We start from the raw sequence: 23,622 nt of genomic DNA on the forward strand, positions 1-23,622 counted from the left end.
ACCTCACCGCTGGTCCCGCGCGTTGAGTTCGGCGAGCATACGGTTGTAGGCCGCGAGCTCTTCGTCCTCGTCGTCGTGCACGGGTGTTCTGACGGGCTCAACGGTAACGACCGGCCGCGACGGCTCGACCACCGGCTCCGGCGCGACGGCGGGCACGTCGGCGGCCTCGGCCTTGCGGCGGGCGTCCAGCCTGCGGATGCGCCACACCATGAACGCGGGGAAGAGGCCGAACAGCGGCCACTGGAAGACGTAGCCGAGGTTCTGGAACGTGCCACCGGCCTGCGAGAACCGCTCCCACTGCCAGTAGGCCAGGCCGCAGCACACGACCAGCGACGCCAGGCACACGGCGACGATGGCCAGCCGCTGGGGAGTGATGAGGCCTCGCACGCCTCAAGAGTACTTCGTACTTCACACGGGGCTGGGGCTCCCCGCACAGGAGCCCGCCCCTCGGAAAGGTGAGGGCTCCAAGACCGCAGGAGCCCGCCCCGACTCGTCGGACCTAGGCCACGCCGTCCCGGCGTTGCCTCTGCAGCCTGGCCACGCACCAGGCCGCCGCGCTACCCCGACGCAGGTGCTGGAGCACCGTCATCGGGCCGAGGCGACGACCGAGGTCGGCGGGGGTGAGCCCGGCCGCCCGGTAGTCCAGAGCGCGCTGGTCCAACGGGCTGATGCCCGCGTCCCACCACTGCTCCGCCTCGGACAGGTCACCCACCAGCTGCCAGTAGCTGGCGGCGGCCGCGAGCAGGGCCTCGGGCACCTCGGGCGCCCGCTTCCGCATCGCCGCCACGTACGCCGGATCCGCGGACTCGACCTTCACCAGGCCGCGGGGACCGCCATTCGCCCGCTGCACGGGGATCCCCGGCGCGGACGGCGGGGCTTCCGCGAGCCACGCGTCCTTGATCCGGTTCACCTCCTGCAGCTCGGCGTCGTCCGAGCGCTCAGCCGCCCACTGCCGCAACAGCTCGTCGACTCCGGAGTCCTCGACCATTCTGCCTCCTCATCGGTCGAAGATCAGCCAATGCGACGCACCGTATTAGCGGGTACCGACAACCGCTAGACCCCGGTTTGTCTAAAACCCTGTTACCAGGGCGTTATAGCCCTCATTCCACCCGTACGGTGCAACGGCCGGGGCGCATAGTCACCGATCGTGACCGCACTGAGCGGAGTTGGTGGGAGTGCGGCGGGTGATCTAGGCGAAGAGGCTGCGGACGAAGGTGATGATCGACTCGGCGCCGGACTGGAGCCACCCGAGCGCGGTCCTCACCGCCTCGGCGGACTCGTTCGGCTGGGTGATCAGGAGGAACAGCACCAGCGCGACCGCCGCCAGCGTCACCACCTTCTTGACGTTCACTGATCGCTCTCCGTCCGTATCACTGGGCAGGGCGGCCGGGCGCCGCTCCGGTCGTGTCAACGGCCATGGTCCCTCATTCACCCGGATGATGACGGTCGAACCCGCCGCCATCGCCCGACCGGCGGTCGGATCGACCACGCAACCAGGCTGGAACCATCTCGACTGTCACTCGAACGGACGATCAAGGGGACCTGTGGTCCCGCCGATCACCAAGGTACGGGCAGTCGCCCACCCCCCAGGCACGGACACCGAGGTTCCAGGACACGTTCATCTCTTCGCCGCCCATCACCTGATTGCGCCGACGCACGCACCGAGCGTGACAAAGGTCGATGAGGGCTGCCAGTCAATTCCGGTCCCCCTTCAGGTGATTTACCGCGCCCTTTTCCAGACCAATCGGGTACCGGTCACCTCAGGCGACGACCCCGGACCGCCGCAGCCCCGCGATCTCGTCCTCCCCCAGCCCCAGTTCACCCAGCACGGCGACCGTGTGCTCGCCCACCGCGGGCGGCGGACCCGGCGTGCCGGCGGGCGTCCGCTCGAACCGCGGCGCCGGCGCGGGCTGCGCCACCCCGTCCACCTCGACGAACGTCCCCCGCCGCGCGTTGTGCCCGTACCCGGGCGCCTCGCCGGGAGCCAGCACGGGCGCCAGGCACGCGTCGGTGCCCTCCGCGAGCGCCGCCCACTCGTCCCTCGTCCGGGTGGCCACCGCGGCGGCGATGCGTGACCGCAGCTCCGGCCAGTTCGCCGGGTCGTGCCGGCCGGGCAGCCCGGCGTCGGCCAGGCCGAGCACGACCAGCAGCTCGGCGTAGAACTTCTCCTCCAGCGCCCCGATGCTGACGAACCTGCCGTCCGCGGCCTCGTACACGTCGTAGAACGGCGCGCCGCCGTCCAGCAGGTTCTCCCCGCGCGCACCGGGCCAGGCGCCGGCCGACGACATGCCGTGCAGGAACGTGGTCAGCAGCGCCGCGCCGTCGACCATGGCCGCGTCCACCACCTGCCCGCGCCCGGACCTCTCCCGCTCGTACAGCGCGGCCAGCACGCCCAGCGCCAGCAGCAGCCCACCGCCGCCGAAGTCGCCGACGAGGTTCAGCGGCACGGTCGGCGGCGCACCGGCCCGGCCGATCGGCTCCAGCGCCCCCGCCACCGCGATGTAGTTGATGTCGTGCCCGGCGCGGTCGGCCAGCGGGCCGTCCTGCCCCCAGCCGGTCATCCGCCCGTAGACCAGTCGCGGGTTGCGGGCCAGGCACTGCGCCGGCCCGATGCCCAGCCGTTCGGTCACCCCCGGCCGGAAGCCCTCGACCAGCACGTCGGACCCGGCGACCAGGCGGAGCACCAGCTCGGCGCCCTCCGGTCGGCGCAGGTCCACGCCGATCGACCGCCGCCCGCGCCCGAGCAGCGGCACCTCGGTACCGCCGCCGACGCGGTCCACCCGGACCACCGACGCGCCGAGGTCGGCCAGCACCATGCAGCCGAACGGGGCGGGCGCGAGGCCCGCCAGTTCGACGACCTTGAGCCCTTCCAGCGGTCCAGGCATGTCAGAGGGACCTCGCGATGATTTCCTTCATGATCTCGTTCGTCCCGCCGTAGATCTTCTGCACGCGGGCGTCCGCCCACGCGCGCGCGATCGGGTACTCGGTCATGTAGCCGTAGCCGCCGAACAGCTGCACGCACTCGTCCACCACCTGGCACAGCCGTTCGGTGGCCCACCACTTGGCCATCGCCGCGGTGGGCACGTCGAGGCGGCCCGCCAGGTGGTCCTGCACGCACTCGTCCACGAAAGCCCTGGTCACGCGGGCCTCGGTGGCGCACTCGGCGAGCTTGAACCGGGTGTTCTGGAACTTGATCAGCTCGCGGCCGAACGCCGTGCGGTCCTTGACGTAGGCCAGCGTGAGGTCCACCGCCGCCTCGATGCCCGCCACGGACGCCACCGCGATGATCAGCCGCTCCTGCGGCAGCTGCTGCATCAGCTGGATGAACCCCTGACCCTCGCCGGTGCCCAGCAGGTTCGCCGCGGGCACGCGCACGTCGTCGAAGAACAGCTCGGCGGTGTCCTGGCCGTGCATGCCGACCTTGTCCAGCACCCGGCCGCGGCGGAAGCCCCGGGCCTGCGCGGTCTCCACGACCAGCAGCGAGATGCCCGTCGCGCCCTGGCCGGGGTCGGTCTTGGCGACCACGATGACCAGGTCGGCCTGCGCGCCGTTGGTGATGAACGTCTTCGAACCGGACAGCACGTACTCGTCGCCGCGCCGCAGTGCCCGCGTCTTGATGTTCTGCAGGTCGGAGCCGCCGCCGGGCTCGGACATGGCGATCGCGCCGACGTACTCGCCGGACGCCATCTTCGGCAGCCACCGCTGCTTCTGCTCTTCGGTGCCGTAGGCGTTGATGTAGTGGGCGACGATGCCGCTGTGCACGCTGTTGCCCCAGGCGCTGTCACCGCACCGGGCCTGCTCCTCCAGCAGCACTGCCTCGTGCGCGAACGTGCCGCCGCCACCGCCGTACTCCTCGGGGATGGACAGGCAGAGCAGGCCGACCCCGCCCGCCTTGGTCCAGAAGTCCCGGTCCACCTGCTTCTGCGCGGCCCAGCGCTCCTGGTGCGGGACCGCCTCCCTCTCGAAGAACGTCCGGGCCAGCTTGCGCAACTGGTCCAGGTCCTCGGTCATCCATGCGGAACGGCGAGTTGGCATGACACCGACGTTCCCACCGGCCGGCCCGCACCGCCATGACCGCAGCGCGCCAGGGTGACGCGTGATCGTGAGCGCAAATGTCAGAACCTTGGGCCAGACTGGTGGCATGCGACTGCGGCGGCTCGGGCCGGACGACTGGGCGACGTGGCGCGGCATCCGGTTGACCGCGCTGGGCAGCGACGCGGCGGCGTTCGGCTCGACGCTGGCGGTGGAGCGGGAGTTCGACGAGGCGCGGTGGCGGGAGCTGTTGGCGCCGGAGCGCGGGGTGAAGGTCGTCGCGGAGGACCCGGACCCGGTCGGGCTGGTCGCCGGTGTGCCGCACGAAGTTCACTCGGACGCGTTGTACCTGTACTCCATGTGGGTCAAGCCCGAGTTCCGGCGGCGTGGCGTGGGCGAGGCGCTGGTGGGCGACGTGCTGGCGTGGGCGCGTGAGCACGGGTGGTCGCGGGTGCGGTTGCGCGTGTTCCAGGACAACGAGACGGCCCGGCGGCTGTACGCGCGGCTCGGGTTCGTCGGCGAGGGCGAGACCATGGACCGCCCGCTCACGACGGTGAGCTAATAAGTCACCTCGCGCGGTCATGGGCAGGGTCGGCAGCGGTGGTTACCGTTGAGTACATGAGCGAAGCCTTGATCTTCGACGCGGTGCGCACACCGCGTGGCAGGGGAAAGCGCGGATCGCTGCACAGCGTCAAGCCGATCACCCTCGCCTCCGGGGTGCTCGCGGCGCTGGCGCGGCGCAACGACCTGGACACCTCCGCGGTGGACGACGTGGTGTTCGGCGTGGTGTCGCCGGTCGGCGAGCAGGGCGCGGACATCGCCCGCACGGCGGTGCTGGCGGCCGGCTGGGACCTGCGGCCGGCGGGCGTGCAGCTCAACCGGTTCTGCGCGTCCGGCCTGGAGTCGGTGAACCTGGCCGCGGCCAAGGTCGCGTCCGGGTTCGAGGACCTGGTGGTGGCGGGCGGCGTCGAGTCGATGTCGCGGGTGCCGATGGGCTCGGACGGCGGCGCGTGGATGGCCGACCCGGAGACCAACATGGCGGTCAACTTCGTGCCGCAGGGCGTGAGCGCGGACCTGATCGCCACGCTGGAGGGGTTCAGCCGCGAGGACGTGGACGCCTTCGCGCTGCGCTCGCAGCAGCGGGCGACGCTGGCCCGGGACAAGGGGTACTTCGACCGGTCGGTGGTGGCCGTGGTCGACCAGAACGGCTCGGTCGTGCTCGACCACGACGAGGCGATCCGTCCGGAGACCACGCTGGAGGGGCTGGGCAAGCTCAAGCCGAGCTTCGCGTTCCACGGCGAACTGGGCTTCGACGCCGTGGCCATCGACCGGTACCCGACCGTGGAGCGCATCGACCACGTCCACACGCCGGGCAACTCGTCGCAGATCGTGGACGGCGCGGCGGCGATGCTGATCGGCAACGAGCGCGTCGGCCGTGAGCTGGGCCTGACGCCCCGCGCGCGGATCATCGCCACCGCGGTCGTCGGCTCCGAGCCCACGATCATGCTCACCGGTCCCGCCCCGGCCGCGCGCAAGGCGCTGGACAAGGCGCGGCTGACCGTCGAGGACATCGACCTGTTCGAGATCAACGAGGCGTTCTCGTCGGTCGTGCTGAAGTTCCAGCGCGAGCTGGACCTGCCCGACGACAAGGTCAACGTCAACGGCGGCGCGATCGCGATGGGCCACCCGCTGGGCGCGACCGGCTGCATGATCCTGGGCACCCTGCTCGACGAGCTGGAGCGCCGGGACCTGCGGCGCGGGCTGGCCACGTTGTGCGTGGGCGGCGGCATGGGCATCGCGACGATCATCGAGAGGGTCTGATGGCTATCCACTTCGAGCGGGATGACGAGGGGGTCGTCACCCTCACGATGGACATGTCCGGTTCGGCGAACGTGATGAACGCCGAGTACCACCAGGACATGGGCGCGGCGGTCGCGCGGCTGGAGGCCGAGCGCGACGACATCACCGGTGTGGTGCTGACGTCGGCCAAGAAGACGTTCTTCGCCGGTGGCGACCTGAACGTGCTCATCCAGATCACGCCCGGGAACGCCGCCGAGGCGCTCGGGTTCCTGGAGGAGATCAAGGGCCAGCTTCGGCGGTTGGAGCTGCTCGGCAAGCCGGTCGTCGCCGCGATCAACGGCAGCGCACTCGGCGGTGGCCTGGAGATCGCGCTGGCGTGCCACCACCGGGTGGTGCTGGACGACGACAAGATCAAGCTGGGGCTGCCCGAGGCGACGTTGGGCCTGCTGCCCGGAGGCGGCGGCGTGACCCGGATGGTGCGGCTGCTCGGCGTGCAGCCGGCGTTGCCGCTGCTGATGGAGGGCAAGCAGCTGCGGCCGGCGCGGGCGTTGCAGGCCGGGATCGTGCACGAGCTGGCGTCCTCGCGCGAGGAGCTGATCGCCAAGGCGCGGGCGTGGATCAAGGAGAACCCGGCGCCGCAGCAGCCGTGGGACAAGCCGGGGTACACCGTGCCGGACGTGCGGGTCGGCGACCCGAACCTGTACGGGCTGCTCGCCGCCGCGCCCGCCGTGCTGCGGAAGAAGACGCACGGGGTGTACCCGGCGCCGGAGAAGGTGCTGGCCGCCGCGGTCGAGGGCGCGCTGGTGGACTTCGACACGGCGTTGAAGGTCGAGGCGCGGTACTTCGTGGAGCTGGCGTCGGGCCAGGTCTCCAAGAACATGATCAACACGTTCTGGTTCCAGCTGAACGAGATCAACGCGGGCGGGTCGCGGCCGGCCGGGGTCGAGCGGTCGAAGGTGACCAAGGTCGGCGTGCTCGGCGCGGGCATGATGGGCGCGGGCATCGCCGAGGTCAGCGCCAAGGCCGGGATCGAGGTCGTGCTCAAGGACGTGACGCTGGAGGGCGCGCGGCGGGGTGCCGGTGACACGCCGGGCATCACGCCGACCGACTCCGACGCCGACCTGGCGGGCTGCGACCTCGTGATCGAGGCCGTGTTCGAGAACCGGGAGCTGAAGAACAAGGTGCTGCCGGCCGCGGAGACGGCGGCGTTGCCGGACGCGGTGATCGCGTCGAACACGTCGACGTTGCCGATCACCGGGCTGGCGTCGGCGGTGGGTGATCCCTCGCGGTTCATCGGGCTGCACTTCTTCTCGCCGGTGCCGAAGATGCGGCTGGTGGAGATCATCCGCGGGGAGAAGACGTCGGACGAGACGTTGGCGCGGGCGTTCGACTACGTGCTGCAGATCGGCAAGACGCCGATCGTGGTGAACGACAGCCGCGGCTTCTACACGTCGCGGACGTTCGGCACCTACGTCACCGAGGCCGTGTCGATGGTGGCGGAGGGCGTGTCACCGGCGTTGATCGAGAACGTCGCCCGTCGCGCGGGCATGGCCGTGGGCCCGCTGGCGGTGTCCGACGAGGTCACGCTGACGTTGCAGCTCAAGATCCGGGACCAGGCGCTGGCCGACGACCCGGCCGCGGCCGGCGCCCTGGCCGACCACCCGGCGTTCAAGGTGCTGGAGGAGCTGGTCGCGGAGGGGCGCACGGGCAAGTCCGGCGGTGCCGGGTTCTACGAGTACCCGGAGGGCGGCAGGAAGTTCCTGTGGCCGGGCCTGTCCCGGTACGCGCGGGCCGACGCGGGCGTGACCGAGCGGGACGTCGAGGACCGGTTGCTGTTCATCCAGTCGCTGGAGACCGTGCGGTGCCTGGACGAGGGGGTGCTGACGTCGATCGGTGATGCGAACGTGGGCTCGGTGTTCGGGTTCGGCTTCGCGCCGTGGAGCGGCGGCACCGTCCAGTTCGTCAACTCCTACGGCCTCACCGAGTTCGTGGAGCGGGCGGACTACCTGGCCGACACCTACGGCGAGCGCTTCCGCCCACCGACCTCCCTCCGCGACCGCGCCACCCGCAACACCCCCTTCTAACCCACCCCCGAGAGTCCTACGTTCAAGCGTCGAGAGTCCAACGTTCAGGCACCCCGAATTCAACGCTCAGCGCAGGTGCTTCCGGTGCTGAGCGTTGAATTCAGGTGCTCCGAACGTTGGACTCTCGCGGCGCGAACGTAGGACTCTCGCGGTGGGCGCAGGTCAGGCGGTGGCGCGGGGGCGTTCGGGGAAGGCGGTGGTCACCTCGGTCCGTTGGGTTGTGCCGTTGACCGTCAAGGCGATGGTGATCCGGCCAGGGCGGAGGGCGGCCAGGGTTCCGGTGTCGGGGTCGAGCCACGCGACGTGCCACGGGCGCAGGCCGGAGGCCGGGCCGATGTGCAGGTTCAGCGAGCCCGACCAGTCCGCGGTCACGGGGTAGGCGACGGGGACCTGGCGGCTGCCCTGGGTGATGGAAGCCGTCACGTTGGTCGGGCTGCCGATGCGGGTGGTGGGCTCGGCGGTCAGGGTAAGGCCGTCCACGTGCGGGCGGATCTCGGCGGCCAGCCAGGAGTCACCGAGACGCGGGTCGACGCCCAGCATGGTCCAGCCGGTGAAGCCACCGCGACCGGCCTCGCCCGCGGGCGCCTTGCCCGAGTTGCCGTTGATCAGGTACGGCACGCCGTCCACCCGCGAAGCGTGGAACAGGCCCACGTGGGCGCCGATGAACGCCGCACCCTTGCCGGTCGTCCGCCGGAACCCGGCCAGCCAGTCCTCGACCACGTCGGCCTCCATCCGGTCGGTCAGTTGGCTGCCCTTCGTCGGCGTCGGGTCGCGCGGCGGGTGGTGCTCCATCACCACGACCGAGTGCACGGCGGAGTGGTCGCGCAACGCGTCACGCAGCATCACGGCCTGGTCGAACCCACCACCGCGCAACGTCCCGGTGGACGAGTCCAGCAGCACGAACCGGGTGCCCTTGTGGTCGAACACCCGGTTGGTCGCGCCGAACTCGCGCCGGAAGTTCTCGATCGTGCCCGGACCCATGATCTCGTGGTTGCCCGGCACGTAGTACCAGGGCAGCTCGTCGCCGAGCTCCTCGGTCAGCACCCGACGCGCCAACGCCAGGTCCGCGGGCGACGCCTCGTCCACGAAGTCACCGTTGACCACCAGGAAGTCCGGCCGCTGCGCCTTGATCTCGCGCAACGTCCGCCGTGCCGCGCGGACCAGTTCGCTGTCCGGGTTGCGCGCCACGAACTGCGCGTCGGACATCACCGCGAACCGCCACGGCCGGTCCGCCACCGTGCCGTCCCGCACCACGAACCGGTCCGCCGGCTCCGACACCACCGGCAGCTCCACCGCGGGCGGCACCTTGGCCACGATGTCGTCCACGACCACCTCACCGGTGTACTGCCGGTCCGCCTTGGTCTCGATCGTGTAGAACCTGTTCACCCGCAAGGGGAACGCGAGCTCGGACGGCACCGGCACCTCCAGGTACCGCCACCCCGTCCACGTGATGTACGGCCCGTAGAGCGAGCGGCTCAGCCCCGACGAGTCGGTGACGGTGAACGCCGTCCACTCGCCGCGACCGTGCCCGTAGACCCACGCGCCCAACGCCAGCGGCTGCCCCTGCACCTCGATCGGCCGCGGCGGGATCGCGTAGGCCGTCCGGGTGCCGGTGGACTTGGCGAAGTCGTACGTCATCCGCAGCCCGGCCCCGGTGCGCCCCTCGGCCACCGGCGCCACCGAGCCCGAGCCGCGCGCCGACCCGAACGTCCACGAAGCGCCGTCGTCGAAGCCGGCGATCAGCCGCTCCTCCAGCCCCACGGTCACCGGCACGCGCACCACGTGCGACCCGACGCGCGCCACCACCGTCGTCGCACCCGGCTTCACCGCCGTGACGCGCAACGAGCCGTGGTCACCGGGCACGATGTCGATCACGGACCGGTCGTAGTCCAGCGCCACGTCCGCGGGTTCGATCGGCGCGGTGAACCCGTCACGGTCCCGGCCGACCACGCCGAACCGGTTGGTGCCGCCCACCTCGGGCAGGCTGAGCCTGGTGGTGGTCGCGGACAGCCCGGCCAACGCGCCGAGCACGGTCAGCTCGACCTCGCCGGTCACGCCGCCGCGCTGCGCCACGGCCGTCGTCGTGCCCGGCCGCAGGGCGTGGAACACGCCGTCGTGATCCACCCGGCCCACGTCGGCACGGGCGGTGCGCCAGCGGTGCGCGTCGTCTTGCACCGGGCCGTACGTCTCGTCGTGCCCTTCGGCCACCAGCCGCCGGGTCAGCCCCGGGAACACCCGGTCGGGGTGACCGCCCGGCACGGGTCCGACCCCGGCGCGCCACGCGGGTCGATCGCGGTCCGCACCCAGAAGCCGGTCAACGAGCCGCTGCCCGTCGGCGCGTAGAGCGCGAGCCCGTTCGGCACGGGCCGCTCACCGCCATCGGATGGGGTGTTCTCCACCGACACGGTGTCCGCACCGGGCGTGCGGGCCAGCAGGGTGGACGAGCCGCCGCCGTCGAGGTTGAGCGCGTTGTGCGCGCCCATCTCCTTCAGGATCGAGGCCACGTCCTGGAGGTTGAGCCCGAGCAGGTAGGCGCCCTGGCGGCCGTCCACGGTGAGCAGGAACATCTTCTTGCCGTCCGCGGAGAACCCGACCGCCGTGCGGGGGTGCAGCGGGTCGGCGGGTGCGACGACCTCGCCGTCCTTGAGCAGCAGCTGGTTGCCGCCGATCGCGGCACGCAGCGCGCTGCCGTCGTCGGCCTTCGTGGTGTGCTCCACGGTGATCCGCTCGCCGACGCCCACCGCGGCGAGCGCGTCGGCACCCGCCTCCCGGCCGACGAGCACCTGGCCGTCCGCGGGGATCGGGTCGTCGCCCGCGCGGTCGCGCCGCTCGGTGACCACGCCCGCCCGCACGACGAGCTCGGTCACCCGGGACGCCCCCTGCACCGCCCGCGACCTGCTGTACGAGCCCCAGATCGGGTCGAACAGCCCCACCCCGCCCGACTCGACGGCGGCACTGTTGAGCTGGTGCAGCCGGATCGAGGAGCCGTCCGCGCGGGTGATCCTGCCGTCGAAGAACACCTCCATCACCCGGCCGACGCCCGCCGCGTCCAGGCCGACCGCGCGGCGGTGCCCGGCGACGGGCGACTTGACCGTGCGGCCGTCCTGCACGCCGACGCCGCGGGGTGCGTTGGAGTTGTTGATGTCGAAGAAGTCGCCGTTGACGGCGGCGACCGCGCGGGTCCGGTTCGCCTGGGCGGACAGCGGTTCGGCGGCGGCGACGTGCCCGGGGTGCAGGTAGTCGACCTTCGTGCCCGCGGTGAGGTCGACGGTGAGCGCGTCGCCGCGGATCCAGCCGCCGGCGCCGCCGGGCTCGTACCAGTCGAACGAGCTCAGCGACACGCCCGGCGCGACCGGGCGGGTGCTGCGGGCCGTCTCGATGCGGCGGGCCGGGTCGACGGCGGGTGCGACCGCGACGCCCGGCAGGTCGACCGCGGTGGTGGGCGGTGGCGGTTCGGCGTGCGCCGTGGGCGCGGCGGTCGCCAGGGCGAAGACGAGTGCCCCGGCCAGGGCGGCGGGGCGAGGGCGTGGGAACACGGGCACTCCCGCAGGGGTGGGGTGAGATTCTTACGCGATGTAAGTCCACCGTGTTGACGATTCGCCGGACACGGCCGTTCGGCCGCAGTTGACGACCCGATCGGCCGTCCGGCGAGGTCAGCTAACAGGGCCGGCCCGGTACGTACCAGGACTGGTGCCCGTCCACCGCTTGAACGCCCGGTGAAATGCGCTCGCCTCGGAGAAACCCAGCCGCAGCGCCAGTTCCTCCACCGACTCGCCGCCGCGCACCAGGCTCGCCACGGCCTGGTCGCGCAGCAACTGCTCCCGCACCTCGCGGAACGACGTGCCCTCGGCCGCCAGCTTGCGCCGCAACGTCGGCGCGCTCATCCCCAGCCGCGCGGCCACGTTCTCCAGCCCCACCACGCCACCGCCGAGCATCCGCCGCACCTGGCTCGACGCGTCCGCGCCGTAATCGCGCCGGGACAGCAACTCCGCAGGCGAATTGCGCAGGAACCGCCTCAACGCGGCTTCGTCCTGCACCACGGGCATCCGCAGGAATCGCGCGTCGAAGGTCAACGTGGTCGCGGGTGCGGAAAACCGCAGCGGGGCGCCGAAGATCAGGTGGTATTCCGCGCCGTGCGCCGGTTCGGGATAGGCCAGGTCCACCCCGCGCAACGGGATCCGCCTGCCGATCAGCCACGACGAGAACCGGTGCCACAGCACCAGCAGCGACTCCACCAGGAACCGGTCCGGGTCGTCGACGCCCGCCGCGGACAGGGTGAAGGCGGCCACGCCGTCGTGCTCGCCCAACGTCATCGCCGGCCGCACGTCGAACAGCCCGTAGAACGCGAGCCCGCGCCGCAGGGCGTCCTCCAGTGACGCGCAGTGCACGGCGAGCAGGCACATGGTCGGGAACGTGCCGCGCTTGCTCGGCTTCGGCCCCAGGCCCATGAACTCGTCGTCCAGCGCGTCCCACAGGGCCTGGACCAGCTTCGTGTACTGGGCGGGCGTGACGCGGGCGCGTTCGTCGGCGAGCAGTGCCTCGCTGATGCCCGCCGTCGCCAGCAGCCCGGCGACATCGTGACCACGCCGCACGGCGCCGCGCAGCGCGGCGTTGACGTAGTGGATGGCGATGGTCCTGGTGAGCATCACTCACAGTGTGCATCACGGTCACCGGCAGGCCGTGTGCGGCGGCGCGGAACGGGGAGAGAAAGCGCCGCGCCGCCGCCAACGGTGGCCCACCCCAGTGAGCCGGCTCCTCGTCGATGGGGCATCCGCCCGCCCACCAACGAGGGACGTTGTGGTGCCTACCACTCTATGTGGTCTAGACCAGATACGTCAATACGGCGAAAAGGCTATAAGTGGCCCAGACCACCGCGTATTTGTTTCGCCTATGTGTCAGCCCTGTTCCAGCGGCGCTACTCCGAAGCCCTCGGAAAACCTCTTGCACCAGATCACGACGCTGCGGACGGTGCTCAGGTCGAGCTCGGCGGGCACTTCGTAGACCTGGTTGCCGCGATTGGCCTTCAGTTTGCCGAGGTTCGTGAACCCGGAGTCGAACGCCGCTTCGGGCGAGTCTGCGGGCTTGTCCGACAGGTACACGTAGAGATCCGGACCGTCGCTGGTGTCCAGCGCCTCGAACTGCACGGCGCGCTTGCCGTCCGGCAGCTGGACCAACGTCGCGCTCCCGGTCGTGGTGTAGTCCAGGGAGCGGAACGGGCCGGAGGCCAGCGCGACCGGACCGGCGGGCGTCGTCGTCGTGGTCGGTGCCTGCGTCGTCGAGCCGACCGACGCCGTGGTCGTGGTCGTGGTCGTCGACGTCGGCAGCAACAGCGCCTCGTCGGCCGTCCGGTCGGTGAACAGCCGCCACGGCTGGAACAGGTACAGCCCCACCACCAGGGCGACCACCAGCACGCCGGCCACCCCGATCACCACTACCCGCTTGGACATCTCACGCCTTCCGGAAAGTCGTCCTGCCTACCGGACAACTCTGGCGAACCGGACGCCGGTGCGCGGGCGAAACCCGCTTACGAAGTTCTGACGTCTCCCGGTCCCGCGTTGTTAGGGTCGCCACGTGGGTGAACGGGCCGGGTTGGCGATCGTGTGCGCGCTCATGGTGGGCTGCGCCGCGTTCGGCCCGTTCCCGCACCCGGTGCCGCTGCTGTTCCTGGTCGCGGCGGTCGGGGCGGCCAACGCCGCGTTCCCGTTGATGTGCACGTTCGGGTCCGCGCTGCTGGGAGGGGTCGCGGCGGCCAGCATCGGGCTGGCCTCGGTGCCGTTCGTAACCTGCTCCTCGGACAAGTTCACGAACGTGTTCACCTGTACAGGTGACGCACCGACGTGGCACCTGACCGGCGCGGTGCTCGCGGCCGGGCTGTCCGGCGCCGGTCTCGTGCTGGCCCGCGCGCTGGGCACGGCGGCGCTGGAGCGCAGGCTCGCGGCCGGGCAGGCCCGGGGCGAACGCCGGTGAGCGTGACGTGGCGGCAGGTGGCGGCCTGGCGCACCCGCAGGCACGGCCTCGACGTGCGGCGACCCGCCGGTGAGGCGCTGGAGGTGGTGTCCCGGCTGTGCGGGCTGCACGCGCAGTTGATGTCGTCGGCCGGGGCGACGCTGCGCGCCCGCGTCGACGGGCTGCCGGACGACGCCGTCGAACAGGCCTTGTGGACCGACCGCGCGCTGGTCAAGACGTGGTCGATGCGCGGCACGCTGCACCTGCTGCCCGCCGCCGAGTACCCGCTGTGGCAAGCCGGGTTCGCCACCTACCGGCACTACCGGCCCACCGGGTGCGGGCGGGGGACGTCGAAAGTTTGCGCACGGCGGAACCGGTGCGGACCGCGCGACTGCTGCCCGCGTTCGACCAGTACGTCGTCGCGGCAACACGCCACGCCACCCACCTTCTCGATGGTGGGACGCCCGAAATGGTGTACCGACCGCAGGGATGGCTGTCCCCGGTACTCATGGTGAACGGGATGCGGGCCGGGGTCTGGTCGCAGGAGCGCACGGGCGGCCGGACGACCGTCACCGTGGAGCCGTTCCGCTCGTTGTCCGCTGCGGCACGGAAAGCCGTGCTCAGCGAGGTGGACCGGATACCGGGCCCGATCGAGGTGCACTGGGCCGGGTGAGCCGGTCCGCCGGGCGGTACTGTTCAGCTGCTGACCGTTGCGCCACAAGTACGTTCTGTTAGGAGGCTTGCTGTGCGGGTGCTGTGGGCCACGTGCGGCTTGGCCGTGGCGGCGTCGGCGCTGATCGGTGTCCTCATCGGGGTGTACCTCGACGGGGTGAAGGACGAGCAGCAGGCCGAGACGCCCGCCTCGACGTGGATCACCGGTCGGCCGTCGACCGTCGGCAGCTCCACCACGCCGCCGAGCGCGGTCACCACGGACGCCTTGTCGTCGCCGCGGAGTTCGACCACCACGGTTCGGACCACCACGACGACGCCACCGCCGGCCGCACCGCCGCCACCGCCGGAGACGACGGCCGAGGCGCCGCCGACGACGACCACCACGACCAGGGTGAAGAGCACCGAGTGGCCGTGCAGCCCGATCAACCCGCTGCCGCCACCGCACTGCCGGGACTGACCGCGCGGCGGCGATCCCTCACGTCGCCGAAACGCCCACGTCCCCGTCCCGCAACGTGGGCCGAGCAGCCTGGTCGCATGGACACCACACCGAAGACCTGGCGACTGCGCGTGGAGCTGGACGACAGTCCCGGCGCCCTGGCTCGGGTGACCATCCGGCTGGCGCACCAGGACTGCAACGTGCTGGCCCTGTCCGTGATGCCGGTGCCCGGCGGCGTCCTCGACGAACTCGTGGTCCAGGCCGGGCCGGGCGTGCTGCCCGCCGACCTGGTCGACGCGGTGCGGGCCGAGGGCGGCCGGTGCGTCGGCATCACCGCCGCCGACGTGCGCGACCTGGTCGACGCGCCGACCGCGGCACTGCGCGCCGCCGCGCGGGCCCTGCGCGACCCGAGCACGGTCGCCGAGGCGCTGCGCACCGTCCTGGGCGCCGACTCGGTCACACTCGAGCCCACCGATCCACCGATCCACGACTCCGCAACCGACCACCACCGCGAGGTCGCCTCGCCCGCCGTCTGCGGAGCAGCGGCGATCAAACGCGGCTGGGCACCGTTCACGCAGGTGGAGCTTGCCCGCGGGCAGGCGTTGCTGGACCTGCTGGCCGCCCACGGCGTGACGACGCCCCAGCCGACCGCGCTGCTGACCGACGACGGCATGGCGCTGGTGCTGCGGCCCGGCCGCGCGGGCGACGAGGACGCGGTCGCCGAGCTGCACTCGCGGTGCTCGATGGGCACCCTGTTCAACCGCTACCACGCGGGCCTGCGGACCGTGCCCAGGCGGTGGCTGCACCGGCTGCTCAGCCCGCCCCGCGGCACCACCGTGGTGGCCCAGTGCGCGGATCGGGTGGTCGCCCTCGGGCAGCTCATCCCGATGTCCACTCCGGACAGCGCCGAGGTGTCGTTGCTGGTGGAGGACGGTTGGCAGGGCCGCGGCGTGGGCACCGCGCTGCTCGGTGCGCTGGCCGGCGCGGCACGGGCGGACGGGCGGCGCGAGCTGGTCGGCTGGTGCCTGCCCGAGGAGAGCGGGCTGGTCCGCACCGCGGCCCGCGCCGGGCTGCCGACCTCGGTGCGACGCGAGGACGGGTTGCTGCGCGTGTCGATCGCCACCGAGGGTGCGCGGGTCACCGGTCCGGGTCCTGTTGAGAGCGCTTCCCGGCAGGTCGCCTCCAGCTAAGCTGGGTTCGTAGGGCGATCGTCGAGGAGTGGTGCTCGTGTCGGTTCAATCGCACTCAGGCGCGCGGCCCACGCTGGAGGACGTGGCGGCGAAAGCCGGCGTTTCCCGGGCGACCGCGTCACGGGTGCTCAACGCGTCGCCCAGGGTGAGCCCGGAGGCGCACGAGGCGGTCACGGCGGCGGTGATGGAGCTGGGCTACCAGCCGAACCAGGCCGCCCGGGCGCTCGTGACCAGGCGTTCCGGCGCGGTGGCGGTGGTGTTCTCCGAGCCCGAGCCGAAGATCTTCGACGACCCGCACTTCGCCTGGCTGATCCGTTCGGCCGCACGGTCGCTGGCCGACGCGGACGTGCAGATGGTGCTGATGCTGGTGCACTCGCCGCAGGACCAGGCCCGCGCCGAGCGGTTCCTGGCGGGCGGGCACGTGGACGGCGCGCTGCTGTTCGCGCCGCACAAGGGCGACCAGCTGCCGACCGTGGCGCGCAAGCTGCCGCTGCCGGTGGTGTACGCGGGCCGGCCGTGGGGCTCGCTGCGCGGCATCCACACCGTGGACCACGACAACGAGGGCGGCGGGCTGCTGGCCACCGAGCACCTGATCTCGTTGGGGCGCAAGAAGATCGTCTCGGTGACGGGTCCGCTGGACGAGCACTCGGCGATGGACCGGCTGGCCGGCTGGCGCACGGCGGTCGGCGCGGACGACGAGACCACGGCGTTGATGACGGCGGACGGCGGCTTCTCCCGCGAGGGCGGCCGCAAGGCGATGGAGGCGCTGCTGGCCCGGGTGCCGGACCTGGACGCGGCGTTCGTGGCGTCCGACCACATGGCGGCCGGTGTGCTGGACGCGTTGCGCGAGGCGGGCAAGCGGGTGCCGGAGGACGTCGCCATCGTCGGGTTCGACGACCACCCGATGATCGCGCCGCACACCACGCCGTCGCTGACCAGCGTGCGGCAGGACACCAGCGCCCAGGTCCGCCACATGGTCACCCACCTGCTCCGGCTCCTGCGCGGCGAGTCCATCCGCGCGCGACGCGAGGTCCTGCCCACCGTCCTGGTGCGCCGCGAGTCCTCCTGACCCGGGCCACCGAGCGGGGACCCCTCGACGGAGGGATCCCCGCTCGGTCCTCCCACCGGCTCTAAGGGCTCGGCTTGGTGGGAGGGGGTATGTGCGTGATGGTCAGCGACGGGTTGGAGGCAGTGCCCGGTGGCACGCTGTCCCCCTCTTCCACGTCGCGGCAACCGGTGGCGACCGCCAGGACCGCCAGGGCGATCACGGCGACCGGGACGGTTCGGGCCATGGTCCCGATGCTATCCCCGGGTGGCGGCTCAGTCACAGGTGAACGGGCTGACCTGGGCGCAGGCCGCGGCGATGGGCGAGTAGAACAAGGTGCGCTGCGTGTCGTTCCCGCCCGAGATGATGCCGACCACCTGCGCGCCGGTTCCGGTGCTGTCCAGGATCACCGGGCCGCCGCTGTCGCCGGACTGGCTGAGCGGAGTGGTGGTCAGGGACTGGACGACGGACATGCCGCACGGGGTGACGCCGTCGTCCGCGTAGGTGACGCAGACGTTCGTGCGGACGAGCTCCCCCGCGCACCGCGTCCCGCTCACCGAGCCGTTGCCGCACACGCGCATCCCGGTGTAGGCGGAGGTGTTCTTGAACTGCGTCAGGTAGTTCTGCGTCGTGACGCCACCGTGGTACTGGCGGTTCGCGTACTTGGTCGTGCTGAGCGACTGGGCGTCGATGCGGTTGTTGCCCCACTGCGACGACACGACCGACCCGATCTCGTCGGAGTAGTAGATCAGGTTGGCGGCCTGGTCGAAGTAACCCTGGAGGATCTCCTGGCCGACGACGAAGCAGTGCCCGGCCGTGTACATGTGCGTCCTCGCGTAGTTGACCGAGGCGCTGCTGCACCAGCTGACCTGCCCCTCGTCCCACCGGATGATCCTGTTGCCGGTGTAGAACGGGAGGTGGTCGTACTCGCGGTCGGGGCCGGGGTAGGCCATCGCGTTCAGCTCGTCCACCCGGGATTTCGTGACCTTCACCGCCTTCACCGGCTCCCGCACCGGCACGACCGCCTTGTGGGTGGTGTTGCGGCCCTTCACGGTGACGACCGAGACCAGGTCGGCGTCGACCACCCCGGTGACGGACGCGGTGACCGACTCGGTGACGGACGCGGTGGCACCGGCGACGTCCTCGCCGACCTCGACCACGACCTTGCCCAGCTGCTCGTCCACGTACCAGGAGTTGACCGGTGACGTGGCCGCCGTCAACTCCTCGCCCACCTCGGCGAGGGCGTCGTTCAGCACGGCCAGCGAGGTCGGCCGCCGCTGGACCTCCACCGGTGCGGTGAAGGCCGAGGCCGCCCGGACAGGTGCCAACCGCCGCAGCGCACCGGTGCGCGGCGCGGCGTCGAGTCCTTCGGGGACGGCCACCACGAACCTGTTCCGGGCGCGGTCGAGCCAGAAGCCCGAGAAGTCCTGCGGGTGCTGTTCCACGTACGCGCGGACCGCGCCCGCGTCCTCTTCGGCCAAGACCCAGGCGACGTCGTTGCGCGGGTCGGGCGGCGCCGAGTTCGCGCCCGGTGCGAGCGCGGTCAACCCGAGTACGACTGCCGTGACGATGGTGAAGGCGCGTCTGTACGACACAGTTCCCCCGTGGTGTGTTCGCGTTCCGGCGGGATCGATCGTCGTCGGCGCCGGTCGCGGCGCGGTAGCACGCCGAACCGGGCGGACGATCTGCTTGCCTGGCAACGGTTTCCCGGCTGCGCGCCCGAAACCGCAACCGCGACCGACGCTAGCGCACGGTGGGGGTGGCACGCACTCGACCGCGTGCCGTCAACCGGATGGCCCAACAACGCGTGTCCCGCCGCCCGGACACGTCGACCGGGAGGGCCGCCCGAGCCGGACGGCCCTCCCGGACCGGATCAGGGCACGTCGTAGCCGTTCCCGGGGACGGCGTTGACGCCGATCACCTCGGCCAGCGTCCTGCCGCTGCGCTTCACCGTGCGCACCTGCGTGTCGTAGTCGACGTGCACGATGCCGAACCGCTGGCTGTACCCCGCCGCCCACTCGAAGTTGTCCAGCAGCGACCACGCGAAGTACCCGCGCACGTCCACTCCCGCCGCGATCGCCCGGTGCACCGCGCGCAGGTGGTCCACCAGGTACCGGGTGCGCGCCTCGTCGACCACCTGGCCGTCCTCGACCACGTCCGGGAACGCCGAGCCGTTCTCGGTGATCACCAGTGGCAGGCCGACGTCGCGCTGGAGGCGTTCCAGCAGCGCGGTGAGGCCCCGCGCGTCGACCTCCCAGCCGAACCCGGTCACCTCGCCGCGCGGCGGCAGGAAGTCCACGCCCCGCAGACCCGGGAACGGCCCGTCGTCCACCTTCAGCGGGTCGTCGGCCGGGGCCACGCGGGTCGGGCTGTAGTAGTTCACGCCCATCCAGTCGATCGGCGCGGCGATCACGTCGAGGTCGCCGTCGTGCACCACGGCCGTCCAGTCGCCCAGCCAGGCGGTGTCCTCGATGACGTCGCGCGGGTAGCCGCGGCCGCCCAGCGGGTCGAGGAACAGCCGGTTCTGCAGGCCGTCGACCTTGCGCGCCGCGTCCAGCTGCGAGTCGTCGTCCACCGTCAGCGCGCAGAAGTTCAGCACGATGGACAGCTCGTGGTCGTCCGGCGCCTGGTCCCGCATCACCTGCACGGCCAGGCCGTGGGCGAGCAGGAGGTGGTGGGCGGCTTCCAGCGAGCCCTTCGGGTCGACCACACCGGGCGCGTGGATGCCGTTGGCGTACCCGAGGAACGCCGAGCACCACGGCTCGTTCAACGTGGTCCACTGCCGCACCCGGTCGCCCAGGTGCTCGTGCGCGAGCGCCGCGTACTCGGCGAACCGGAACGCAGTGTCGCGGTTGCGCCAACCGCCCGCGTCCTCCAACGCCTGCGGCAGGTCCCAGTGGTAGAGCGTGACGACCGGCTCGATCTCCCGGGCCAGCAGCTCGTCCACCAGCCGGTCGTAGAACGCCAGTCCCCTGGGCTCCACGCGGCCCGCGCCGACCGGCTGGATGCGCGGCCAGGCCAGCGAGAACCGGTACGAGTCCAGTCCCAGCTCCGCCATCAGCGCCACGTCGGAGGGGTAGCGGTGGTAGTGGTCGCACGCCGGCTCGCCGGTGTCGCCGCCGAGCACCGCGCCCGGCCTGGCCGCGAAAGTGTCCCAAATGGACGGACCGCGACCATCCACTGTGGTCGCTCCTTCGATCTGGAAGGACGCCGTCGCGGCTCCCCACCGGAAACCCGGTGGGAAGCGCAGCAGGTCCTGTCCGACCTCGGTGTCCGGGTCGGTTGTCGTCATCCGCGAGTTCACCCCTTCACAGCGCCCTGCATGATCCCGCCGACGATCTGCCGCGCCAGCAGGATGAAGATCCCCACGACCGGCAGCACCGCGAGCGACGCGCCGGAGAGCATGAGCGAGTAGTCCGTGTAGTAACCGCTGGCCAACGTCGACAATGCCACCTGCACCGTGGGGCTGTCGTTGGGGTCCAGCACGATCAGCGGCCAGAAGAAGTCGTTCCACGCGGTCATGAACGTGAACATGCCCATCACGGCCGCCTGCGGGCGCACCGCCGGGAACGCCACGTGCCAGAACGTGCGCAGCACCGAGCACCCGTCCACCCGTGCCGCCTCGATCAGCTCGTACGGCACGGACTCCTCGCACGCCTGCCTCATCCAGAACACCGAGAACGCGCCGATCAGCGCGGGCACGATCACCGCCTGCAGCGTGCCGTACCAGTCGAGGTCCGACATCAGCATGTAGAGCGGGATGACGCCCAGTTGCGTCGGCACCATCGACGTGCCGACCACGACCAGGAACAGCGAGTTCGAGCCCCGGAACCGCAGCCTGGCGAACGCGAACCCGGCCAGCGTGCCCAGCACCACGTTGCTGATGGCCACCGTGCCCGCGACGACCAGCGAGTTCTGCATCGCGAGCCAGAAGTCGACGGTGTCGAACACCCTGGTCAGGTTGTCGATCAGGTTCCCGCCGGGCACCAGCGACGGCACCGCGTCGCCCAGCGCGGAGTTGTCCTTGCTGGCGATGAGGAACGAGTAGTACAGCGGGAACACCGACGCGAGCAGGACCACCACCAGCACGGCGTAGGCGAGCGGCCCGGCCTTCGTGAAGCGCACGGCCCTCACCCCTTCGACGCGATGCGCCGCGCCACCGTGAAGTTCACGACCGCGACCACCAGGATCACCAGGAACAGCACCCACGCGATGGCCGAGGAGTAGCCCGCGTCGAACAACCGGAAGCCCTTCTCGTACAGGTACATCACCAGGGTCTGGAACTGCCGGTCGTCGCCGCCGGTGCCGGTGGCCGTGCCACCCGGGTCGAACAGCTGCGGTTCCACGAACAGCTGCATGCCGCCGATGGTGGAGACGATGACGGTGAACAGGATCGTCGGCCGGATGCTCGGCACGGTGATCGACCAGAACACCCGCCAACGGGAGGCGCCGTCCAGCATCGCCGACTCGTACATGTCCTTGGGCACCGACTGCATCGCGGCCAGGTAGATCAGCGCGTTGTAGCCGGTCCACCGCCACATCACCATCGAGCTGATCGCCAGGTGCGAGGCCCACGTCTCGGCGCGCCAGTCCACCGGGTCGACGCCGACGAAGCCGAGCAGGGCGTTGACGATGCCGAAGTCGCGGCCGAACAGCTGCGCGAACACCAGTGCCACCGCGGCCACCGAGATCACGTTGGGCAGCAGCACGCCCGCGCGCCAGAACGCCCGGCCGCGCAGACCGCGGTCCAGCAGGGCGGCCAGGCCGAGCGCGGCGAACAGCTGCGGGATCGTGGAGAGCAGGAACAGGCTGACCGTGTTGCCCAGCGCGTTCCAGAAGTTCCCGTCCGACAGCAGTTCGGCGTAGTTGGCCAGGCCGGTGAAGCCCTGATCGCCCTCGATGAGCTGCCACTCGTGCAGCGACACCCACGCGGTGTGGAGCAGCGGGTAGAGGCCGAAGATCCCGAACACCACGAAGAACGGCGCGATGACGACGTACGGCGTGAACTTCGCGTCCAGCCGGCCGAGCTTGTCCCGCCACGACAGGCGCTGCGCCGGCGGCGGGGCGGACGTCGTGCCCCGCCCCGCCGCCCGTTCCGGTGCGACCGTCACTTGACGGCGTCCCGCGCTTCCCGGACGGCCTGGTCGAAAGCGTCCGCGGTGGACTGCTTGCCGGTCTCCACGCGGGACAGGGCGTTGCCGAAGACCGGGGTGACCTTCGAGTCCTTGGTACCGCGGTAGGTCGGCTTCAGGCTCTCGGCCGAGTTGCCGAAGATCTGGCCGACCGGCGCGGAGTTGAAGTACTCGTTCTCGGTCGCGGTGACTTCGGGGTCCTGGTACGCGGCGGGCTCGCTGGGCAGGTTCCCGGTCTCCTTGAAGATCCGCTTCTGCTGCTCCGGCGCGGTGAGCCACTTGGCCAGCTCGTAGGCTTCCTTCGGGTGCTTGGTCTGCTTGGGCACGGCCAGGAACGAACCACCCCAGTTGCCGCCGCCACCGGGCGCGGCCGCCACGTCCCACTTGCCCGACGCCTCGTCACCCGCGCCCGCCTTGATCAGCGCGAGCGCCCAGGCCGGGCAGGTCGTGGTGGCGAAGGACGCCTGCTTGAGCGCGACGTTCCAGTCCTGGCTGAACGGCGCCAGCGCACCGGTCTGCTTCTTCTCACCGAGGCTCGCGGCCAGCGTGAAGGCCTGCTCGACCTTGTCGTTCTTGTCGCCGATGAACGAGTCGTCGGCCTTGGCGAAGTAGCCTTCCTCGGTCTGGTCGAGGATGGCCTTGTAGACGTTCTGGGCGGTGTCGACGAACTTCTTGTCCGGCAGCTTCGCGCTGAACGCGTCGGCGACCTCGAGGTACTTCTCCCAGGTCGGCCACAGCTTGCCGACTTCCTCGCGGTCGGTGGGCAGGCCGGCCGCCTCGAACAGGTCACGCCGGTAGCACAGGGCGAGGCTGCCCATGTCGGTGCCGAGGCCGAGCACGAAGTTGCCGTTGTCGGTGGTGCCCTGGTTCCACTTCCAGGCCGCCCACTGGCTTTCCAGGTCCTTGGCGCCGTGGTCGGCGAGGTTGACGAACTTGTCCTTGGACTGGCGGAACTGCGTGATGTTGCCTTCTTCGATGGCCACGATGTCGGCGGCGCCCCGGCCACCCGCGAGCTGCGTGGCGAGCTGCGTGTGGTGCTGCTCCATCTTGACCGTGCGCTGCTCGATCTCGATGTCCGGGTGCGCCGCCTGGTATTCCTTGATCAGGTTGGTGTAGCCGAAGTCGGAGAACACCCCGATCGACAGCTTGACCTTGCCGTCGCCCGCGTCCCCGCCGCCGCCACCGCACGCCGCCACCACCGTCGCGGCCAACGCCACCGCCGTCGCCCGACCGACCGGAGTCTTGCCCATCCGTCCTCCTCGACGCACTCGCCGGGCTCGGACCC

23 protein-coding genes and 1 pseudogene are annotated in these 23,622 nt (G+C 71.3%); 9 read left to right on the top strand and 15 right to left on the bottom strand.

Annotation, left to right across the window (positions count from 1 at the left end; all coding sequences use genetic code 11):
* Window positions 1-3: 3 nt before the first annotated feature.
* From B0I31_RS00490 to B0I31_RS00505, 5 genes are all read right to left on the bottom strand, one after another.
* Window positions 4-387, bottom strand: a complete 384-nt coding sequence (locus B0I31_RS00490) for a hypothetical protein (RefSeq protein WP_106613310.1) — start codon at window positions 385-387, stop codon at window positions 4-6.
* Between the two features lie 112 nt (window positions 388-499).
* On the bottom strand, window positions 500-988 hold the full coding sequence (locus B0I31_RS00495) for a transcriptional regulator (protein WP_077006273.1): 489 nt from the start codon (window positions 986-988) through the stop codon (window positions 500-502).
* Window positions 989-1,189: 201 nt separating this feature from the next.
* Window positions 1,190-1,351 (bottom strand): hypothetical protein, encoded by a 162-nt coding sequence (locus tag B0I31_RS40290; protein ID WP_181319924.1) that lies wholly within the window; start codon window positions 1,349-1,351, stop codon window positions 1,190-1,192.
* 409 nt (window positions 1,352-1,760) lie between these two features.
* Window positions 1,761-2,885, bottom strand: a complete 1,125-nt coding sequence (locus B0I31_RS00500; RefSeq protein WP_106613311.1) for a CaiB/BaiF CoA transferase family protein — start codon at window positions 2,883-2,885, stop codon at window positions 1,761-1,763.
* A gap of 1 nt (window position 2,886) precedes the next feature.
* Window positions 2,887-4,011: an acyl-CoA dehydrogenase family protein gene (locus B0I31_RS00505; RefSeq protein ID WP_425444334.1), complete on the bottom strand. Its 1,125-nt coding sequence runs from the start codon at window positions 4,009-4,011 to the stop codon at window positions 2,887-2,889.
* A 130-nt stretch (window positions 4,012-4,141) separates the two neighbouring features.
* Here B0I31_RS00505 and B0I31_RS00510 point away from each other — a divergent pair, with 130 nt between their 5' ends.
* From B0I31_RS00510 to B0I31_RS00520, 3 genes are read left to right on the top strand one after another with little or no spacing between them, the layout of a single operon-like run.
* Window positions 4,142-4,594, top strand: coding sequence for a GNAT family N-acetyltransferase (locus B0I31_RS00510; RefSeq protein WP_106613313.1), 453 nt, complete (start codon window positions 4,142-4,144; stop codon window positions 4,592-4,594).
* A 56-nt stretch (window positions 4,595-4,650) separates the two neighbouring features.
* A complete protein-coding gene (locus B0I31_RS00515; RefSeq protein WP_106613314.1) occupies window positions 4,651-5,853 on the top strand; it encodes an acetyl-CoA C-acetyltransferase in 1,203 nt (400 codons plus the stop codon).
* Window positions 5,853-7,916, top strand: a complete 2,064-nt coding sequence (locus B0I31_RS00520; protein ID WP_106613315.1) for a 3-hydroxyacyl-CoA dehydrogenase NAD-binding domain-containing protein — start codon at window positions 5,853-5,855, stop codon at window positions 7,914-7,916. Before B0I31_RS00515 ends, B0I31_RS00520 begins: the two co-directional genes overlap by 1 nt.
* A gap of 162 nt (window positions 7,917-8,078) precedes the next feature.
* Here the strand turns inward: B0I31_RS00520 and B0I31_RS41455 are convergent, their stop codons facing one another.
* From B0I31_RS41455 to B0I31_RS00535, 4 genes are all read right to left on the bottom strand, one after another.
* A complete protein-coding gene (locus tag B0I31_RS41455) occupies window positions 8,079-10,175 on the bottom strand; it encodes a metallophosphoesterase family protein (RefSeq protein WP_245949562.1) in 2,097 nt (698 codons plus the stop codon).
* On the bottom strand, window positions 10,136-11,452 hold the full coding sequence (locus B0I31_RS41460) for a phosphodiester glycosidase family protein (protein ID WP_245949563.1): 1,317 nt from the start codon (window positions 11,450-11,452) through the stop codon (window positions 10,136-10,138). The genes B0I31_RS41455 and B0I31_RS41460 overlap by 40 nt, the downstream gene beginning before the upstream one ends.
* Window positions 11,453-11,569: 117 nt before the next feature.
* On the bottom strand, window positions 11,570-12,562 hold the full coding sequence (locus B0I31_RS00530; RefSeq protein WP_106613941.1) for an AraC family transcriptional regulator: 993 nt from the start codon (window positions 12,560-12,562) through the stop codon (window positions 11,570-11,572).
* 249 nt (window positions 12,563-12,811) lie between these two features.
* Complete coding sequence (locus B0I31_RS00535; RefSeq protein ID WP_106613316.1) at window positions 12,812-13,363, bottom strand: DM13 domain-containing protein; 552 nt, start codon at window positions 13,361-13,363, stop codon at window positions 12,812-12,814.
* Between the two features lie 124 nt (window positions 13,364-13,487).
* On the opposite strand from B0I31_RS00535, the gene B0I31_RS00540 reads away from it, so the two are divergent.
* From B0I31_RS00540 to B0I31_RS00560, 6 genes and pseudogenes are all read left to right on the top strand, one after another.
* Window positions 13,488-13,883 carry a hypothetical protein gene (locus B0I31_RS00540; RefSeq protein WP_106613317.1) on the top strand — a complete coding sequence of 132 codons (396 nt, stop codon included), beginning with the start codon at window positions 13,488-13,490 and terminating at the stop codon, window positions 13,881-13,883.
* Window positions 13,884-13,969: 86 nt separating this feature from the next.
* Window positions 13,970-14,173 (top strand): annotated as a pseudogene (locus tag B0I31_RS43015) (DNA glycosylase AlkZ-like family protein); the annotation flags it as partial.
* Between the two features lie 65 nt (window positions 14,174-14,238).
* Window positions 14,239-14,535 carry a DNA glycosylase AlkZ-like family protein gene (locus B0I31_RS41470; RefSeq protein WP_425444335.1) on the top strand — a complete coding sequence of 99 codons (297 nt, stop codon included), beginning with the start codon at window positions 14,239-14,241 and terminating at the stop codon, window positions 14,533-14,535.
* Window positions 14,536-14,607: 72 nt separating this feature from the next.
* Complete coding sequence (locus B0I31_RS00550) at window positions 14,608-14,991, top strand: hypothetical protein (protein ID WP_106613319.1); 384 nt, start codon at window positions 14,608-14,610, stop codon at window positions 14,989-14,991.
* A gap of 77 nt (window positions 14,992-15,068) precedes the next feature.
* Complete coding sequence (locus tag B0I31_RS00555; protein ID WP_106613320.1) at window positions 15,069-16,160, top strand: GNAT family N-acetyltransferase; 1,092 nt, start codon at window positions 15,069-15,071, stop codon at window positions 16,158-16,160.
* Window positions 16,161-16,242: 82 nt separating this feature from the next.
* On the top strand, window positions 16,243-17,229 hold the full coding sequence (locus tag B0I31_RS00560) for a LacI family DNA-binding transcriptional regulator (RefSeq protein ID WP_245949565.1): 987 nt from the start codon (window positions 16,243-16,245) through the stop codon (window positions 17,227-17,229).
* Window positions 17,230-17,290: 61 nt separating this feature from the next.
* On the opposite strand, the gene B0I31_RS40295 is transcribed toward B0I31_RS00560, so the two are convergent.
* From B0I31_RS40295 to B0I31_RS00585, 6 genes are all read right to left on the bottom strand, one after another.
* Window positions 17,291-17,452: a hypothetical protein gene (locus B0I31_RS40295; protein WP_181319925.1), complete on the bottom strand. Its 162-nt coding sequence runs from the start codon at window positions 17,450-17,452 to the stop codon at window positions 17,291-17,293.
* A 28-nt stretch (window positions 17,453-17,480) separates the two neighbouring features.
* Window positions 17,481-18,800 (bottom strand): alpha-lytic protease prodomain-containing protein, encoded by a 1,320-nt coding sequence (locus B0I31_RS00565; RefSeq protein ID WP_106613321.1) that lies wholly within the window; start codon window positions 18,798-18,800, stop codon window positions 17,481-17,483.
* 278 nt (window positions 18,801-19,078) lie between these two features.
* On the bottom strand, window positions 19,079-20,497 hold the full coding sequence (locus B0I31_RS00570) for a GH1 family beta-glucosidase (protein WP_106613943.1): 1,419 nt from the start codon (window positions 20,495-20,497) through the stop codon (window positions 19,079-19,081).
* 8 nt (window positions 20,498-20,505) lie between these two features.
* The gene (locus B0I31_RS00575; RefSeq protein ID WP_106613944.1) at window positions 20,506-21,330 is read right to left on the bottom strand and encodes a carbohydrate ABC transporter permease; all 825 of its coding nucleotides are present in this window, start codon (window positions 21,328-21,330) and stop codon (window positions 20,506-20,508) included.
* Between the two features lie 5 nt (window positions 21,331-21,335).
* Window positions 21,336-22,250 (bottom strand): carbohydrate ABC transporter permease, encoded by a 915-nt coding sequence (locus tag B0I31_RS00580; protein ID WP_245949656.1) that lies wholly within the window; start codon window positions 22,248-22,250, stop codon window positions 21,336-21,338.
* A 62-nt stretch (window positions 22,251-22,312) separates the two neighbouring features.
* Window positions 22,313-23,587: an extracellular solute-binding protein gene (locus B0I31_RS00585; protein WP_106613322.1), complete on the bottom strand. Its 1,275-nt coding sequence runs from the start codon at window positions 23,585-23,587 to the stop codon at window positions 22,313-22,315.
* Window positions 23,588-23,622: the final 35 nt, after the last annotated feature.

It is taken from the genome of Saccharothrix carnea, from assembly GCF_003014735.1.
Lineage (GTDB): Bacteria > Actinomycetota > Actinomycetes > Mycobacteriales > Pseudonocardiaceae > Actinosynnema > Actinosynnema carneum.

Excerpts from the sequence above, each read along its gene's own strand:
- B0I31_RS00515 (WP_106613314.1), top strand. The coding sequence starts at position 4,651 with ATGAGCGAAGCCTTGATCTTCGACGCGGTGCGCACACCGCGTGGCAGG.
- B0I31_RS00495 (WP_077006273.1), bottom strand. The coding sequence starts at position 988 with ATGGTCGAGGACTCCGGAGTCGACGAGCTGTTGCGGCAGTGGGCGGCT.
- B0I31_RS40295 (WP_181319925.1), bottom strand. The coding sequence starts at position 17,452 with ATGGCCCGAACCGTCCCGGTCGCCGTGATCGCCCTGGCGGTCCTGGCG.
- B0I31_RS00570 (WP_106613943.1), bottom strand. The coding sequence starts at position 20,497 with ATGACGACAACCGACCCGGACACCGAGGTCGGACAGGACCTGCTGCGC.
- B0I31_RS00510 (WP_106613313.1), top strand. The coding sequence starts at position 4,142 with ATGCGACTGCGGCGGCTCGGGCCGGACGACTGGGCGACGTGGCGCGGC.
- B0I31_RS00555 (WP_106613320.1), top strand. The coding sequence starts at position 15,069 with ATGGACACCACACCGAAGACCTGGCGACTGCGCGTGGAGCTGGACGAC.
- B0I31_RS00535 (WP_106613316.1), bottom strand. The coding sequence starts at position 13,363 with ATGTCCAAGCGGGTAGTGGTGATCGGGGTGGCCGGCGTGCTGGTGGTC.
- B0I31_RS00530 (WP_106613941.1), bottom strand. The coding sequence starts at position 12,562 with ATGCTCACCAGGACCATCGCCATCCACTACGTCAACGCCGCGCTGCGC.
- B0I31_RS00500 (WP_106613311.1), bottom strand. The coding sequence starts at position 2,885 with ATGCCTGGACCGCTGGAAGGGCTCAAGGTCGTCGAACTGGCGGGCCTC.
- B0I31_RS00505 (WP_425444334.1), bottom strand. The coding sequence starts at position 4,011 with ATGACCGAGGACCTGGACCAGTTGCGCAAGCTGGCCCGGACGTTCTTC.
- B0I31_RS00520 (WP_106613315.1), top strand. The coding sequence starts at position 5,853 with ATGGCTATCCACTTCGAGCGGGATGACGAGGGGGTCGTCACCCTCACG.
- B0I31_RS00585 (WP_106613322.1), bottom strand. The coding sequence starts at position 23,587 with ATGGGCAAGACTCCGGTCGGTCGGGCGACGGCGGTGGCGTTGGCCGCG.